The organism is Pseudomonas sp. PS01297, assembly GCF_029959305.1.
In the GTDB taxonomy this organism is placed as follows: Bacteria; Pseudomonadota; Gammaproteobacteria; order Pseudomonadales; family Pseudomonadaceae; genus Aquipseudomonas; species Aquipseudomonas helleri.
In genome coordinates this window covers 67,042-81,203 of record NZ_JASCPQ010000010.1, presented here as the reverse complement: position 1 = coordinate 81,203, position 14,162 = coordinate 67,042, and the positions used below count along the sequence as shown (strand labels likewise).

At 59.0% G+C, this 14,162-nt stretch carries 16 protein-coding genes; 8 read left to right on the top strand and 8 right to left on the bottom strand.

Annotated elements, in window-relative coordinates; genetic code table 11:
* Positions 1-85: 85 nt before the first annotated feature.
* Positions 86-961 (bottom strand): LysR substrate-binding domain-containing protein, encoded by an 876-nt coding sequence (locus QMX84_RS05860; protein ID WP_048368756.1) that lies wholly within the window; start codon positions 959-961, stop codon positions 86-88.
* A 216-nt stretch (positions 962-1,177) separates the two neighbouring features.
* On the opposite strand from QMX84_RS05860, the gene QMX84_RS05855 reads away from it, so the two are divergent.
* Positions 1,178-1,717 carry a DUF4142 domain-containing protein gene (locus QMX84_RS05855; RefSeq protein WP_153335585.1) on the top strand — a complete coding sequence of 180 codons (540 nt, stop codon included), beginning with the start codon at positions 1,178-1,180 and terminating at the stop codon, positions 1,715-1,717.
* A gap of 49 nt (positions 1,718-1,766) precedes the next feature.
* On the opposite strand, the gene QMX84_RS05850 is transcribed toward QMX84_RS05855, so the two are convergent.
* The 3 genes from QMX84_RS05850 to QMX84_RS05840 all read right to left on the bottom strand — a co-directional run bounded on the left by QMX84_RS05850 (position 1,767) and on the right by QMX84_RS05840 (position 3,831).
* Entirely contained in the window at positions 1,767-2,063 is a 297-nt protein-coding gene (locus tag QMX84_RS05850) for a DUF6388 family protein (protein ID WP_262126486.1), read from the bottom strand.
* A gap of 95 nt (positions 2,064-2,158) precedes the next feature.
* Positions 2,159-3,361, bottom strand: coding sequence for an MFS transporter (locus QMX84_RS05845; protein ID WP_048368753.1), 1,203 nt, complete (start codon positions 3,359-3,361; stop codon positions 2,159-2,161).
* Positions 3,362-3,510: 149 nt separating this feature from the next.
* Positions 3,511-3,831 carry a DUF883 family protein gene (locus tag QMX84_RS05840; RefSeq protein ID WP_048368752.1) on the bottom strand — a complete coding sequence of 107 codons (321 nt, stop codon included), beginning with the start codon at positions 3,829-3,831 and terminating at the stop codon, positions 3,511-3,513.
* Positions 3,832-4,009: 178 nt separating this feature from the next.
* Between QMX84_RS05840 and QMX84_RS05835 the strand changes: the two genes are divergently transcribed.
* Positions 4,010-4,261, top strand: a complete 252-nt coding sequence (locus QMX84_RS05835; protein WP_048368751.1) for a hypothetical protein — start codon at positions 4,010-4,012, stop codon at positions 4,259-4,261.
* 10 nt (positions 4,262-4,271) lie between these two features.
* On the opposite strand, the gene QMX84_RS05830 is transcribed toward QMX84_RS05835, so the two are convergent.
* Positions 4,272-4,754 carry a GreA/GreB family elongation factor gene (locus tag QMX84_RS05830; protein ID WP_153372236.1) on the bottom strand — a complete coding sequence of 161 codons (483 nt, stop codon included), beginning with the start codon at positions 4,752-4,754 and terminating at the stop codon, positions 4,272-4,274.
* Positions 4,755-4,859: 105 nt separating this feature from the next.
* Here QMX84_RS05830 and earP point away from each other — a divergent pair, with 105 nt between their 5' ends.
* The 3 genes from earP to QMX84_RS05815 all read left to right on the top strand — a co-directional run bounded on the left by earP (position 4,860) and on the right by QMX84_RS05815 (position 7,505).
* Positions 4,860-5,993 (top strand): elongation factor P maturation arginine rhamnosyltransferase EarP, encoded by a 1,134-nt coding sequence (earP, locus tag QMX84_RS05825; RefSeq protein ID WP_282363389.1) that lies wholly within the window; start codon positions 4,860-4,862, stop codon positions 5,991-5,993.
* Between the two features lie 49 nt (positions 5,994-6,042).
* The gene (locus QMX84_RS05820) at positions 6,043-6,612 is read left to right on the top strand and encodes an elongation factor P (protein WP_048368748.1); all 570 of its coding nucleotides are present in this window, start codon (positions 6,043-6,045) and stop codon (positions 6,610-6,612) included.
* A 140-nt stretch (positions 6,613-6,752) separates the two neighbouring features.
* Positions 6,753-7,505, top strand: coding sequence for a sulfite exporter TauE/SafE family protein (locus tag QMX84_RS05815; protein ID WP_048368747.1), 753 nt, complete (start codon positions 6,753-6,755; stop codon positions 7,503-7,505).
* Here the strand turns inward: QMX84_RS05815 and QMX84_RS05810 are convergent.
* Positions 7,495-8,352, bottom strand: coding sequence for a LysR family transcriptional regulator (locus tag QMX84_RS05810; protein ID WP_282363388.1), 858 nt, complete (start codon positions 8,350-8,352; stop codon positions 7,495-7,497). The genes QMX84_RS05815 and QMX84_RS05810 overlap by 11 nt on opposite strands.
* 95 nt (positions 8,353-8,447) lie before the next feature.
* On the opposite strand from QMX84_RS05810, the gene QMX84_RS05805 reads away from it, so the two are divergent.
* The gene (locus QMX84_RS05805) at positions 8,448-8,627 is read left to right on the top strand and encodes a DUF1127 domain-containing protein (protein WP_282363387.1); all 180 of its coding nucleotides are present in this window, start codon (positions 8,448-8,450) and stop codon (positions 8,625-8,627) included.
* A gap of 106 nt (positions 8,628-8,733) precedes the next feature.
* Here the strand turns inward: QMX84_RS05805 and QMX84_RS05800 are convergent, their stop codons facing one another.
* Positions 8,734-10,080 (bottom strand): 3-deoxy-7-phosphoheptulonate synthase class II, encoded by a 1,347-nt coding sequence (locus tag QMX84_RS05800; RefSeq protein ID WP_048368744.1) that lies wholly within the window; start codon positions 10,078-10,080, stop codon positions 8,734-8,736.
* Positions 10,081-10,237: 157 nt separating this feature from the next.
* Between QMX84_RS05800 and QMX84_RS05795 the strand changes: the two genes are divergently transcribed.
* Positions 10,238-10,993, top strand: a complete 756-nt coding sequence (locus tag QMX84_RS05795; protein ID WP_153334199.1) for a spermidine synthase — start codon at positions 10,238-10,240, stop codon at positions 10,991-10,993.
* A gap of 371 nt (positions 10,994-11,364) precedes the next feature.
* On the top strand, positions 11,365-13,038 hold the full coding sequence (locus QMX84_RS05790) for a DEAD/DEAH box helicase (protein WP_153334201.1): 1,674 nt from the start codon (positions 11,365-11,367) through the stop codon (positions 13,036-13,038).
* Positions 13,039-13,239: 201 nt separating this feature from the next.
* Here the strand turns inward: QMX84_RS05790 and QMX84_RS05785 are convergent, their stop codons facing one another.
* Positions 13,240-14,007 carry a class III extradiol ring-cleavage dioxygenase gene (locus QMX84_RS05785; protein ID WP_282363386.1) on the bottom strand — a complete coding sequence of 256 codons (768 nt, stop codon included), beginning with the start codon at positions 14,005-14,007 and terminating at the stop codon, positions 13,240-13,242.
* Between the last annotated feature and the right edge of the window lie 155 nt (positions 14,008-14,162).

Genomic DNA, 14,162 nt, shown 5'->3' with positions numbered 1-14,162 from the left:
CGGTCGGCGGGTGCTGGTGGTTTTTTTTAAAACAAAAAAAACCCGGCCCCAACCCGCGCTCCTACACGTGTCAGGCATCCCTGTTTTAGGGGTTACTCACCAACCCCAGCCATTCCGTAAACAGCCGCACTTTCGACAACCCTTGTTTGTCATGCGCCACGTTCAGCCAATAGCCATACGGGCCGATGACCTCCACGGGGGTGATCGGCAGCAGGCTGGCGTTGGCCAATTCTTTTTCGATCATCTGGCGGTCGATCACAGCCAGTCCGCCCCCGGCAACTGCGGTGTGGATCACTTGGTCCAGCGTGCTGAACTCCAGCCCGCGGGCTGCATCGACGTCGTCACGGCCCATGGCGGCCAGCCAGTTCTCCCAGACCTTCAAGCGTTTGCCGTCGTGCAGGATGTGCAGCAAGGGCAGGGTGCGCACATCCGGCGGCTGGCCGTTGACGAACAGTTCCGGGCTGGCGACGGCAATGTGGCGCTCCATCACCAGCAACTGGCTGCTGCAATGGCTGTCCGCTTCCAGACCCCAATGGATGATGCAGTCCACTTCCCCCAGGCTGTCGTGAGCGCTGGTGTTGGTCACGCTCAGGCTGATGTCCGGGTAACGTTCGCAGAACGCGCGCAAGTGCGCCGACAACCAGCGCGTGCCCCAAGTGGGCGGCACGACAATACGCAGGCGCTGGCGCAGATTGGGCACGCGCACGGCCTGCAAGGCGCGCTCCATGTGATCGAACGCCTCGGCCAACTGCGGCGACAACCTCACGCCGGTTTCGGTCAGCGACAACCCTTGTGGTGTGCGCACGAAAAGCGCGACACCCAAGTAGTCTTCAAGTTGTTTGATTTGTCGGCTGACAGCCCCTTGGGTGACGTTAAGGCTTAACGCCGCCTGGCTGAAACTGCGATGGCGCGCGACTTCTTCAAAGACGCGCAGCGTGTTGAGCGACGGCAATTGACGCATGACGCTTTGCTCCGCACCGGCCTTCTACGCCAGAAGGGTAGGGCGGGCTTATTGTTATGTAGGAGGTTTCATATTTCTGTGGCGGATTGTAGCCGTTGTCACGGGCGGCGATAAGCGGCCCCACTCGTCAGAAAATCACATCTCATCTAAACCTTTGCCGTCATGGGCCTTCAGATTCTGTGCAGGACATAAACCTGCCTTTTACTGGAGGACGCAATGAAACCCCTGATGGCCCCTAAACGCTTTATGGCTGGATGTGCCTTGGCCTACGCCCTGTTTGTGATCGGCAGCGCGGTCGCTGCAAGCCCGGCAGATTTTGTCGACGAGTCGTCTGCGGCAGGCATTGCGGCGATTGAAACCAGCCGCATGGCGATCAGTAAATCGTCTTCAACCGACGTCGGCAGTTACGCGGTTGAGGTGATCAAGGACTACACCGATGCCAATCGCGATTTAAAAGACATCGCGCAAAAGCAGGGCTTGAAGGTCGCTGATCAAGAAGAAATCCTCAGCAAAGCCAAAAAATTGATGCTGCAGGTGCAGGAAGGCGATTCCTTTGATGCCGCGTATGCGGCCAATCAGGTCAAGGCCAGCGAGGAGGCGATCGAGCTGTATAAACAGCAGATTGATGACCCGGCGTCACCTGAGCTTCAGGCGTTTGCCGAGAAGTATCTGCCCAAGTTGCAAATGCACTTGGACATGGCTAAAAGGCTGGTCTCGGCGCACCACAAAGGCGATGGCGCGGTATTGCCGGAGTGAGAGCGTCAATGGCGTAGCGGTGGGTTTGGCACCGCTACGTCAGCTCAGGTCAGACCGCGATGTCGTTGAAACCGCAGTACTCTTCCCAGCTCATCTCCAGGGCTTCGGCCACTTCCTGATGCACTTCAAGGCGCATGGCTTTGAGTTCTTCGGGGCTGCGGGCGATCAGTTCCAGCGCCAGTTCCCAGGCATCAAGGCCACGGCTTTCGGCTTCGTCTTCAAAGGCCCACAAGATTTGTTGCTGGCGGTCCTCGGCGCTCAGCTCTTTCATTTCTTCCAGCAGATGCGGGTGCGCCTTGATAAAGGTATCCAGGGCCAGTTCGTTACGGGATTCTTTTGGGATCATATGGCGTCTCGGATCGTTAGGACGGTCTGCGGGGCAGACCGTCGTCAGGGCGTTTTTCGCATGCTAGCGACTTCACCCCCTGATGAAAAGCGCCATTAGCCCACAGGCTGCAGCTTGCTTTCGCGCTGCAGCATAAAGCCCCAGATGGCCAGCGCCAGGGTCGAGATCACGGCGCCGACCACCACAATGCCGTCCCAGCCATACACCGGATAGGTTTGTGCGCCGATCAACGAGCCCAATGCGCCGCCGATGAAGTAGCAGGTGATGTAGCCGGCGTTCAGTCGATTACGGGCCGCAGGGCGGACTTGGAACACCGCGTTCTGATTGCTCACGTGCACCAGTTGCACGGCAAAATCCAGCGCCAGCACGCCAATCAGCAGGGCGATCAGCGAGTGACCGGCAAACGCCATCGGCAGCCAGCAGGCCAGCAGTACCAGCAAGCCCACGGTGGTCGCCATTTGCCCGCGGCCCCGATCGGCCATGCGCCCGGCCCAGTTGGCCGCCACGGCACCCACCGCGCCCGCCAGGCCAAACAGGCCAATCACGCCGTCGGAGTAGTTGTAAGGCGGTACGGCCAGCAGAAACGCCAGTGGTGTCCAGAACAAGGCGAACAGCGAGAACGTCAGCAGGCCGAGTACGGAACGCAGGCGCAGCACCGGTTCTTCGACAAACAGCTTGAACACCGACCCCAGCAGTTTCGGGTAGCTCAGGCCTGCGCTGTGGTGGTGGTTGGGCAAAGCGAAAAACAGCGAAATAGCGCTGATAAACATCAACCCTGCGGCCAGCAGGTAAATGCTGCGCCAGTCACCGGCCGAGGACAGCGCCCCGGCCACAGTACGCGCCAGCAGAATGCCCAGCAGCAAGCCGCTCATCAGCGTGCCGACTACACGGCCACGGCTTTGCGGGTCGGTGAGGCTGGCTGCCATCGGTACCAGCACTTGCGCCGACACCGAAAACATCCCGGTGACCGCCGTGCCAATCAGCAGCCAGGTCAATGACGGCGCAAAGGCACTGAGCAACAGGCCGGCCGCGCTGAGCACGGTCATGGTGACGATCAGGCGGCGCTGTTCAAACAGGTCGCCCAGCGGCACCAGCAAAAACAGGCCCGCGCCGTAACTCAATTGCGCCGTGATCACCACGGTGCCAGCGCTTTCCATGCTCAGGCCGAGCTCTTGGGCGATGGTGTGCAGCAGCGGTTGGGCGTAGTAGTTGCTGGCGACCGCAAGGCCGGTGGCAACCGCCATCAGGAGGATCAGGGCAGTGCTTAAAGGTTTAGTGGCAGCAGGTGATTCGGACATTGACTGTCTCTTTGGCAAGAGTGGAATGGCGTGAAGTATCCGGAATGCCTGCGCGAGATGTCACTGAATATGTCGAGAATTTTGATTTTTAAACGACAAAGCCCCGCGTCATGACAACGCGGGGCTTTGGTAACCGTGCTAGCGCTGGATCAGTTGCGGCGGCCCAGCAGCAGGCCGACCACCAGGCCGACACCGGCCGAGATCGCTACGGTTTGCCATGGGTGGCCACCGATATAGTTCTCGGTGGCATCGACCACCGGCTTGCTGCGCTCACGCACGTTGCTGACCGAGTCCAGGGCTTGCTTGAGCTTGAGGCCAACCTGTGCACGCAGGGTTTCGCCTTCTTCGCCTACCAGCGACGCGCTGTCCTTGAGCAGCTTGTCAGATTCGGCGATCAATTCTTGAAGCTCGCTGAATGCCTGATCCTTGATCTGATCTTCAGCGGCTTGTACGGCATTTTTTCGAGCCATTGCGGTACTCCTTGCAGGTGAATGGGGTGATGACTAATGGAGTCAACCCAATGCTAAAAAGTTGCATCGATTTTTCAACGCATTGTGAAACCGAGGTGTGAGCGTAGTAAAAATCCAGGCTGAGACACTTCTTTTGAGGGTGTAAGATGTCGCCTAATTTACGCAGCAGGAAAATCTCATGAGCTTCAACCTCGCCAATAAGTCACTCGCCGAGCGTGCTGCGCTTGAGGATGAAAAGTCCCGTCTGTACGAACTGTGGCAAAGCAACTTGGGCAAAGCCAAAGGCGATGCAGCCCGCCTGTTTGGCGAGCGCGCCAAACGCAAGGGCAAATGGGCAGAATGGGTCCGTTCAGAGCTGGACGCCATGTCGCCGCCTGAATACGCCAACATGGTGCGCAGTGAAGTCAACCGCCTGATGGCCGCCAAGTAATACGCATGCGCTAATCAACCTCGCAGACAATAAACCCCTGTGCTGCACCGCCGACCTTGATCTGCACCTCATCGTCCACCTGCTTGCCGATCAAGGCCGCGCCCAGCGGTGCACGCGGGGTGATCACGGTCACGCTCTGGCCTTCATGGGCAAGCTTGAGTCCGGCCGCGTCCGGGGCCAGGAACAGCCACTGTTCACTGCCGTTGTCAGCTTCCAGCTTGACCAGCGCGCCCAACTGAACCCCGTGAGCGGGATCAAACGGCGCCAAGGTCATGGCCTGGCAGTGTTTCAGTGCCTGACGGATTTCCTCAACCCGGCGCGCCTGGCCGGTGGCCAGGTACGAGGCTTCAAGGCCGAGGGTGTCGTATTTGTTTTCGGCGATGTTTTCTTCGTGGGTCGCGGCTTCATAAGCGGTTTGCGCCGCCCGCTGGAGCACGTCGAGGTCGATGGCGAGTTTTTCCAGCATCTGCTGGTACACGGCGGTCTTGTTCATAAAGGCGGCTTGAAGGGAAACGAGCGGCGATTGTCGCCTTGGCCCAAGCCTTCTGTACACGCTGATTTGCGCAGACAATCAGCCCTTTAACTGGTGGAGCCCGGAATGAAAGCCTCCTGGGATATTTTTTGCAGTGTGGTCGATAACTACGGCGACATTGGTGTGACCTGGCGTTTGGCCCGACAACTGGTGGCTGAGCATCAGGTGCCGGTGCGGCTGTGGGTCGATGATTTGCAGGCCTTTGTGCCGCTGTGCCCTGAGGCCGATGCCAGCGCTGCCCAGCAGTGGCAGCAGGGCGTTGACGTGCGCCTGTGGCCCAAGGACTGGCAGCCGGTGGAAGCCGCTGACGTAGTGATCGAGGCCTTCGCCTGCACCTTGCCCGACGACTATCTACAGGCCATAAAAGCCCGGCAAACCCCGGTGCTATGGCTCAACCTCGAATATCTGAGTGCTGAAGACTGGGTCAGCGGCTGCCACGGTCTGGCGTCCTTGCGACCGGATGGCTTGAAGCGCACGTTCTTCTTTCCGGGCTTTGAAGCCGGGACGGGCGGCTTGTTGCGCGAAGCTGACTTGCTGGCCCGACGCCGTGCTTTTGAGCAAGACCCGCACGCCAAGAAGGCTTTTTTGCACAGCCTGGGCGTTGTGGCGGCGGACAACGCTCGTCTGATCTCTCTGTTTGCCTACGAAAACACCGGGCTGGCCAGTTGGCTGGACGCCATGGCGTCGGGGGCGACGGCCATTCACCTGCTCGTGCCGCAAGGGCGGATCATGGGCGATCTGTTGCGTTGGCTTGCAATCGAGGAGTTGGCGCTGGGGCGTGTCGAGCAGAGCGGGTCATTGACCGTGCAGGCGTTGCCGTTCGTCCGACAGCAAGATTACGACCGCCTGTTATGGAGCTGTGATTTCAACGCGGTGCGCGGCGAAGACTCGTTTGTCCGCGCGCAATGGGCAGGGCGCCCGCTGCTGTGGCACATCTACGAGCAGGAAGAAGACGCGCACTGGATCAAACTCAATGCGTTTCTGGCGCTGTACATCAAAGGCCTGTCGCCCGCTGCCGCGCAAGCCTTTACCGGTCTGTGGCATGCCTGGAATGCCGGCTCAGACATGGCGCCGAGCTGGAATGGCGTGCAGGAACACTGGTCAGAAATCTCCGAACACGCCGACAAATGGTGTCTGGAGCAGTCATTGCAGGCTGATCTTGCGCAAGCGCTAGTACTGTTTTATAGAAATTGGATATGATACGCGGCCTAGATTTTTGTAAATCTCAATCCAAATTCGGATACTCGTAATGAAAACTGGTAAAGAGCTTAAACCCGGTACAGTGATTCGTATCGACAACGACCCTTGGCTGGTTCAGAAAGCTGAGTTCACCAAGTCTGGTCGTAACAGCGCAATCATGAAGACCAAGCTGAAGAACCTGCTGACTGGTTACAAGACTGAAACCGTATACAGCGCTGACGACAAGCTGGATGACGTGATCCTGGATCGCAAAGAAGCGACCCTGTCCTTCATCAGCGGCGACACCTACACGTTCATGGACACCACTGACTACACCATGTACGAGCTGAACGCTGAAGACATCGAAGCCGTTCTGCCATTCGTTGAAGAAGGCATGACCGACGTTTGCGAAGCCGTATTCTTCGAAGAGCGTCTGGTTTCCGTAGAGCTGCCGACCACTATCGTGCGTCAGGTTGACTACACCGAAGGTTCCGCTCGCGGCGACACTTCGGGCAAGGTGATGAAGCCTGCCAAACTGAAAAACGGCACCGAGCTGAGCGTTGCTGACTTTATCGAAATCGGCGACATGATCGAGATCGATACCCGTGAAGGTGGTTCCTACAAGGGCCGCGCCAAGTAATTCTGGCGTAAACCGCACGATAAAAAACCCGACTTTAACGTCGGGTTTTTTTATTCATGAAATTACGCTTAAGGTGCGGTTTTAAGCTTTGCCCCCTGTCAGCGACTGGTTAGCATGGCCGCTCTGATTGAGGGGCGGTGATGTTTATAGATTTTGCAATGTACACAGCCTTGGGCCTTGCCCTGGGGGCGCTGGGCGGGTTGTTCGGGATCGGTGGCGGCTTGATCGCGATCCCGGTGTTGGGTTTGTGGTTTGGTCTGGACCAGCAAATTGCCCAGGGCACCGCGCTGGTGATGTCGGTTCCTAACGTGTTTCTGGCGCTGTACCGCTACAACCAACGCAACAAAATTGACCTGCGCCAGGCATTGCCGCTGGTGTTGATGAGTTTTTGTTTTGCCTGGCTGGGCGCAATGCTTGCGGTTGGCGTCGATGCGCGGCTGATTCGCTGGGGCTTTATCGTCTTTTTGCTGTGCATCACCCTGTACAACCTGATCAAGCTCTATAGCTCGCCCGCGCAACCGGTGGCCGGTTCGCGCTATGGCTGGCCCTGGTACGGGGTGCTCGGCGCGCTGGCAGGCACCACGGGCGGGCTGTTTGGGGTCGGCGGCGCGGTGGTCGCGGCCCCGGTGCTCACCAGTGTGTTTGGCACCACGCAAGTGATGGCCCAAGGTTTGTCGCTGGCGCTGGCGGCGCCCAGCACGGCGGTCACATTGCTGACGTACGCGGTACACGACGAAGTGAGCTGGCTGATGGGCATCCCCATGGCCATCGGCGGTCTGCTGAGCATCAGTTGGGGCGTCAAGCTGGCGCATGCGCTGCCAGAGCGCATGCTGCGGGGAATGTACTGCGCCTTTTTGCTTCTGTGTGCGGCGTTGCTGGCGATTAAAGCTTAAAGCCTTCGACGATGTACTCGGCAAAGCACTCAATAATCGGCGAGGCCGCGCTGTTGTGTTTGCGCAGCAGCACGATGCTGGCAGACGGCAACTGGGGCAGGTTTTCTGCCTCGCCAATGATGCGCAAGTCCGCTGGCAGCAGGCTTTGCAACTGGGCCGTCACCGCCAGCCCGGTGCTCACCACTGCATTGATCGCCGACAGGCTGGCGCTGGTGTAGGCAATCCGGTACTCGCGCTGCGCTTGGTCCAGAGCATTGCACGCCCAAGTGCTGCAAAAACAGTCGGTATTGAACATAGCCAGCGGCATGGGCGTGCGTTCGTGGGGGGCGAAGCTCTCGGCGACCATCCACACAAAGCGCTCCTGACGCAGAATCTGCCCGGTCTCCGTGCCGGGCTCGCGGGTCACAATGGTCAGGTCCAGATCATTGCGCTGTAACAGCAGCACAGACGGCTCGCAGTGCACCTCGACGTTGATCAGCGGATAGTCCTGGGCAAAGCGCGACAGGATGCCGGGTAAAAAACGCATGACGTAATCGTCCGGCGAGCCGATTTTCACGGTGCCAACCATTTTTGGCAGGCTCAGCGTATTGAACACTTCACTGTGCAGCTTGAGGATGCGCCGCGCATACCCCAGCAGCACCTGACCTTCGGGTGTGAGGCTGACCGTACGGCCATCGCGCTGGAACAGCGTGCAGTGCAGCACGTCCTCTTCCAGGCGCTTCATTTGCATGCTCACCGCCGATTGCGTGCGATTGACCGCCTCTGCGGCGCGAGTAAAGCCACCGTGATCGGCAATCGCAGCGAAAGTGCGCAGCAAGTCAGTGTCGATACTCGGAAAACCGGCCATTCATCAATCTCGCAGATGGGTCGCATAAGAAACATTCGTTGGATTGATCTTATGCCTGGGCAGAGACTTGAGCCATCCCCCAGGAGGTTCAGGTGATGAAAGGTCTAAAAGAAAATGCATGGATGGCGCGCATTGCGCGTTGGTATGAACTGTCTCGCGAGCGGGCGGCGCTGCGGCGAATCAGTGATGCGGGGCTCAAGGATTTGGGCTTGAGCCGGGCAGACATCGAAACCGAAAGCTATCGCCCGTTTTGGGATGATCCGTTGAAGAAGTGAGTTAGAGCAGGGCCTTGTGGGAGCGGGCTTGCTCGCGATGTCATCCACTCGATTTAGCTGAAAAATAGAGTCGTCTGCATCGCGAACAACCTCCCTCGTACGGTTTTTAGCGCTTAACCTGCTTCAACGTTTCGGCAATCAGGAACGCCAGTTCCAGCGACTGATCGGCGTTCATGCGTGGATCGCAGTGAGTGTGATAGCGGTCTGACAGGCTGTCTTCGGTGATCGGATTGGCGCCGCCAATGCACTCGGTGACGTTCTGCCCGGTCATTTCGATGTGAATCCCGCCGGCGTAGCTGCCTTCGGCTTCGTGCACCTGGAAGAACTGCTTCACTTCGCCGAGGATCTGCGCGAAGTCGCGGGTCTTGTAGCCGCTGCTGGCCTTGATGGTGTTGGCGTGCATCGGGTCGCAACTCCACAGCACCTTTTTGCCTTCGCCTTCAACGGCGCGGATCAGTTGCGGCAAATGGTCGCCGACCTTGTTGGCGCCCATGCGCACGATCAGGTTAAGACGGCCCGGATCGTTGTCGGGGTTGAGGATGTCGATCAGGCGGATCAATTCCTCGGTGTTCATGGTCGGGCCGACCTTGACCCCGATCGGGTTATTCACGCCGCGCAAAAACTCGACGTGGGCACCGTCCAGCTGGCGGGTACGGTCGCCAATCCACAGCATGTGTGCCGAGCAATCGTAGTAATCGTTGGTCAGGCTGTCGCGGCGCACAAAGGCTTCTTCGTAGTTCAGCAACAGCGCTTCATGGGCGGTGAAGAAGCTGGTTTCACGCAGTTGCGGCGAGCTGTCCATGCCGCAGGCGCGCATGAAGGCCAGGGTTTCGTCGATGCGGTCGGCCAGTTGGCTGTACTTTTCTGCCAGCGCCGAGTTGGCGATAAAGTCCAGGTTCCACTTGTGCACCTGGTGCAGGTCGGCAAAACCGCCCTGGGCAAAGGCGCGCAGCAGGTTCAGGGTTGCGGTGGACTGGTGATACGACTGCAACAGGCGCTCTGGATCGGGCACGCGGCTTTTTTCGTCGAAACCGATACCGTTGACGATGTCGCCGCGATACGCCGGCAACGTGACGCCATTGATGGTTTCATCGTTGGCCGAGCGCGGCTTGGCGAACTGGCCCGCCATGCGCCCGACCTTGACCACCGGGCAGCCTGCCGCGAACGTCATGACAATGGCCATTTGCAGCAGCACCTTAAAGGTGTCGCGAATCTTGGCCGCCGAAAACTCTGCAAAACTTTCAGCGCAATCGCCGCCCTGCAACAGAAACGCCCGACCTTGGGTGACCTCGGCAAACTGACGGCGCAGTTCGCGGGCTTCTCCGGCAAACACCAGTGGCGGGTAACTCGCCAGGCTTTGCTCGACCCGCAACAAGTGGGCCGCGTCAGGGTAGTGGGGTTGTTGCTGGATCGGCAGGGCGCGCCAGCTGTCAGGGCTCCAGGGTTGGCTCATCGCAGACTCTAGTGTCGAAAGGGGATGGCGCATGTTAGCAGCAATTAGTGCGTGACCTGTTGCGTTGCAATGGCCGACAATCGTGCCTTTGCGCTCGGCATCGAGTGGTGGTTTTTAGCGCGCTGGCCGTGTGTGCCGGGCGCGGCGAGGAGAGGCAATGTCTGAGGAGCGCATAGAGCGCCTGCTCGCTGAAGTCCATGATGACTTCGGCATGATTCGAGTGTTTGAAGTGGAAGACTACCGCTTCCTCGAATTTGGCGATGCGATCGAGCAAAGCTGCGTGTTCACCACGGACCCCAGCTGGCTGGAATACGACTACACCCGCGCCATGCTGATCGGTGCCTTGTGCCATGAGGCGCCCGAGAGCGCCCTGTTTCTGGGTTTGGGTGCCGGGACGCTGACTCAGGCCTGCCTCAAGTTCTTGCCCCTGGAAGACGTCGAAGCCATTGAACTGCGCCCGGATGTACCGCGCCTGGCCATTGAGCACCTGGGGCTGGACGACGACCCGCGGCTGTACATTCGCATTGGCGACGCGGTGGAGCTCTTGCCCAGCGCCGAGCCCGCCGACCTGATTTTCGTCGACCTTTACAACGACCTGGGGCCGGCGCCTGGTCATTTGGCCTGGACCTTCCTGGAGAGCTGCCAGAAAAAACTCCAGCCCAACGGCTGGCTGGTGATTAACCAGTGGGCCACCGACGACGGCAAACCGCTGGGCGCCGCCTTGTTGCGGGGCTTGTTCCACCGTCACTACTGGGAGCTGCCGGTCAAAGAGGGCAACGTCATCTTGCTGGTGCCCGGCGATCTGGATCAGGCGCTGGACATCGGCGCACTGACCGCTCGTGCACAGGCGCTGGCGCCGCGTTTGGGTTATTCGCTCGAAGCGTTGATCAAAGCCATTCGCCCTGCGACCTGAAGCGCCATAGTGAATCGTTTTAGCGACAGGCCCGTAAATGCCGGGCCACGCCCCGTTTTGCGAAGCCCAAATTATCGCAAAAGCCCGGTCTACAGAGGCTTGCAGACGATCGACTGTTAAAAAAGCGCTTTTTTTTTGTGATAAATCCGGTATAGTGCGCGCCGGCCTTTAGCCGGGCCACGTTTAGGTGTTGCACTTCCCGAAGTACGCTTCGGCTGCTCGTCCGTTTCGCGGACTACCCTGAACGCTCCATTCATTTAACGTTTTCGCAAATCCCCGCCGACAAAGCAGCCAGGGCGACTCTTGTAGTCTTACACGGCATGCGCAGCTTTGGAGCATGGGTCTTTGCGGATGCACTTAGAGGCAGACCCATGACCCAGGAAACCGGCGGCTTCGCCGCTTTTGATCTTAACCCGAACATTCTTGCAGCCGTCATCGCGACTGGCTACGAAGAGCCTTCGGCTATTCAGCAGCAATCGATCCCGATCATTTTGGCCGGTCACGACATGATTGGTCAGGCGCAAACCGGTACGGGTAAAACCGCCGCCTTTGCCCTGCCTATCCTCAATCGCATCGATCCTGCAAAGCGCGAACCGCAAGCCCTGATCCTGGCGCCAACCCGTGAGTTGGCGCTGCAAGTAGCAACCGCTTTCGAAACCTACGCCAAGCAAATGCCTAGCGTTAACGTTGTGGCCGTTTACGGCGGCGCGCCCATGGGCCCACAACTGAAAGCAATCCGTAATGGCGCACAGATCGTTGTTGCCACTCCGGGCCGTCTGTGCGACCACCTGCGTCGCGACGAAAAAGTATTGGCGACCGTGAACCACCTGGTTCTCGACGAAGCTGACGAAATGCTCAAGCTGGGCTTCATGGATGACCTTGAGGTGATCTTCAAGGCTTTGCCTGCTACCCGTCAGACCGTATTGTTCTCGGCTACCTTGCCGCAGTCGATCCGTGCCATTGCCGAGCGTCACCTGCGTGACCCGCAGCACGTTAAAATCCAGACCAAGACTCAGACCGTTACCGCGATCGAACAGGCTCACCTGTTGGTTCACGCTGACCAGAAGACCTCGGCTGTATTGAGCCTGCTGGAAGTTGAAGACTTCGACGCCCTGATCATGTTCGTGCGTACCAAGCAAGCCACTCTGGACCTGGCCAGCGCCCTGGAAGCCAAAGGCTACAAAGCCGCTGCGCTGAACGGTGACATTGCCCAGAACCAGCGTGAGCGCGTTATCGACTCCCTCAAAGATGGCCGTCTGGACATCGTTGTGGCGACCGACGTAGCCGCTCGTGGTCTTGACGTTCCACGTATCACCCACGTGTTCAACGTTGACATGCCTTACGATCCAGAGTCCTACGTTCACCGTATCGGCCGTACTGGCCGTGCCGGTCGCGAAGGTCGTGCACTGTTGCTGGTGACTCCACGTGAGCGCCGCATGCTGCAAGTGATCGAGCGTGTAACCGGTCAAAAGGTTGCTGAGGTCCGCCTGCCGGATGCTCAGGCAGTGCTTGATGCCCGCATCAAGAAACTGACCAACAGCCTGGCGCCACTGGTTGCTGATGCTGAATCGACTCACGGCGACCTGCTGGATCGTCTGACTGCCGATATCGGTTGCAGCCCACGTGCTCTGGCCGCTGCTCTGTTGCGCAAAGCCACCAATGGTCAGGCTCTGACCCTGGCAGCTATCGAGCGTGAGCGCCCACTGGTGCCGAACAGTGCTCCACGTGAGCGTTCGTCCGAGCGCAGTGGCGACCGTCCAGACCGTGGTGATCGCGAGCGTCGTGCTCCGGCTCCATTGGCTGAAGGCCGTGCTCGTTGCCGTACCGCGCTGGGTGCGCGTGATGGTATCGCTGCCAAGAACCTGCTGGGCGCTATCCTCAACGAGGGTGGCCTGGCACGTGAAGCCATCGGTCGCATTCAAGTGCGTGATAGCTTCAGCCTGGTAGAACTGCCGGAAGAAGGCCTGGAAAAACTGCTGGCCAAGCTTAAAGACACTCGTGTCGCTGGCAAGCAGTTGAAGCTGCGTCGCTACCGCGAAGATTAATCACAGCGTGCTGTGATTGATCACTAAAAAAATCCCCGACTGGTTCGGGGATTTTTTTTGCCTGCGGTTTAAGGTCCGATTGATCCCTCGATCAGGGGAGTGGGAGCGGGCTTGCTCGCGATTGGATCGACCAGGTGCAACTGATGTACCGAGTTGTTTGCATCGCGAGCAAGCCCGCTCCCACAGAGGTTTGGCGCATGATTATCCAAACCGGTAAATATCCATCCCCAGCGCACCCAGGGTCCAGCCCTGATGCGCAATGCTGAACGGGCCGCCCGCGCCCCGGGCAAAGTACAGCGGCAACAGGTGTTCATCGCTTGGGTGGTTTTTGGCGGCGAACGGCGCCTGTTGCCGGTACTGGTGCAAAGCAGCTCCGTCGTCGGCGGCGAGCTTTTCAATCATCCAGTCACGAAACGCTTTGGCCCACGGCTCGACGCTTTCCGGGCCCGCCTGCCAGTCCAGCTCGCGCAGGTTGTGGGTGATGCTGCCTGAACCAATGATCAAAATGCCTTCACTGCGCAAACTTGCCAGCGCCTGGCCCACTTCATTCAAGCCCGCAGGGCCCATTTGGCTGGGCAGCGACACCTGCACCACAGGAATGTCGGCTGCCGGGTACATCAATGACAACGGCACCCAGGCGCCATGGTCGAAAGGGCGTTTGGCATCCAGTTGCGCGGGCAAGCCGTGTGTGGCCAGCAGTTGCACGATCCGTGCAGCCAGCGCGGGATCGCCCGGCGCTGGGTATTGCACGGCGTACAGCTCACGTGGGAAGCCACCAAAGTCATGCCAGGTCTCTGGCGCAGGGTGGCTGGCAACCCGCAGGTCGGCGCTTTCCCAGTGGGCCGAAAGCAGCACGATGGCCTTGGGCTTTGCTAATTGCGCGGCGAGGCGCTTCAAGGCCGGGCCACTTTCACCGGGTTCCAGTGCCAACATCGGAGAGCCATGTGAGATGTACAGGCTAGGCAGCATGGTGAGGGTCCTCAAGGTTTGGATGCGCCATCTTCAACCTGATTATTGATCTAAATCCAATATAAGTTTTAGCGCTTATCTATCGAATTTAAAGGTTGGTTCTGCGACCCAATGCAGGCGTGTCGGCAATACCGCCGAAAGGCACAAAAAAGGGC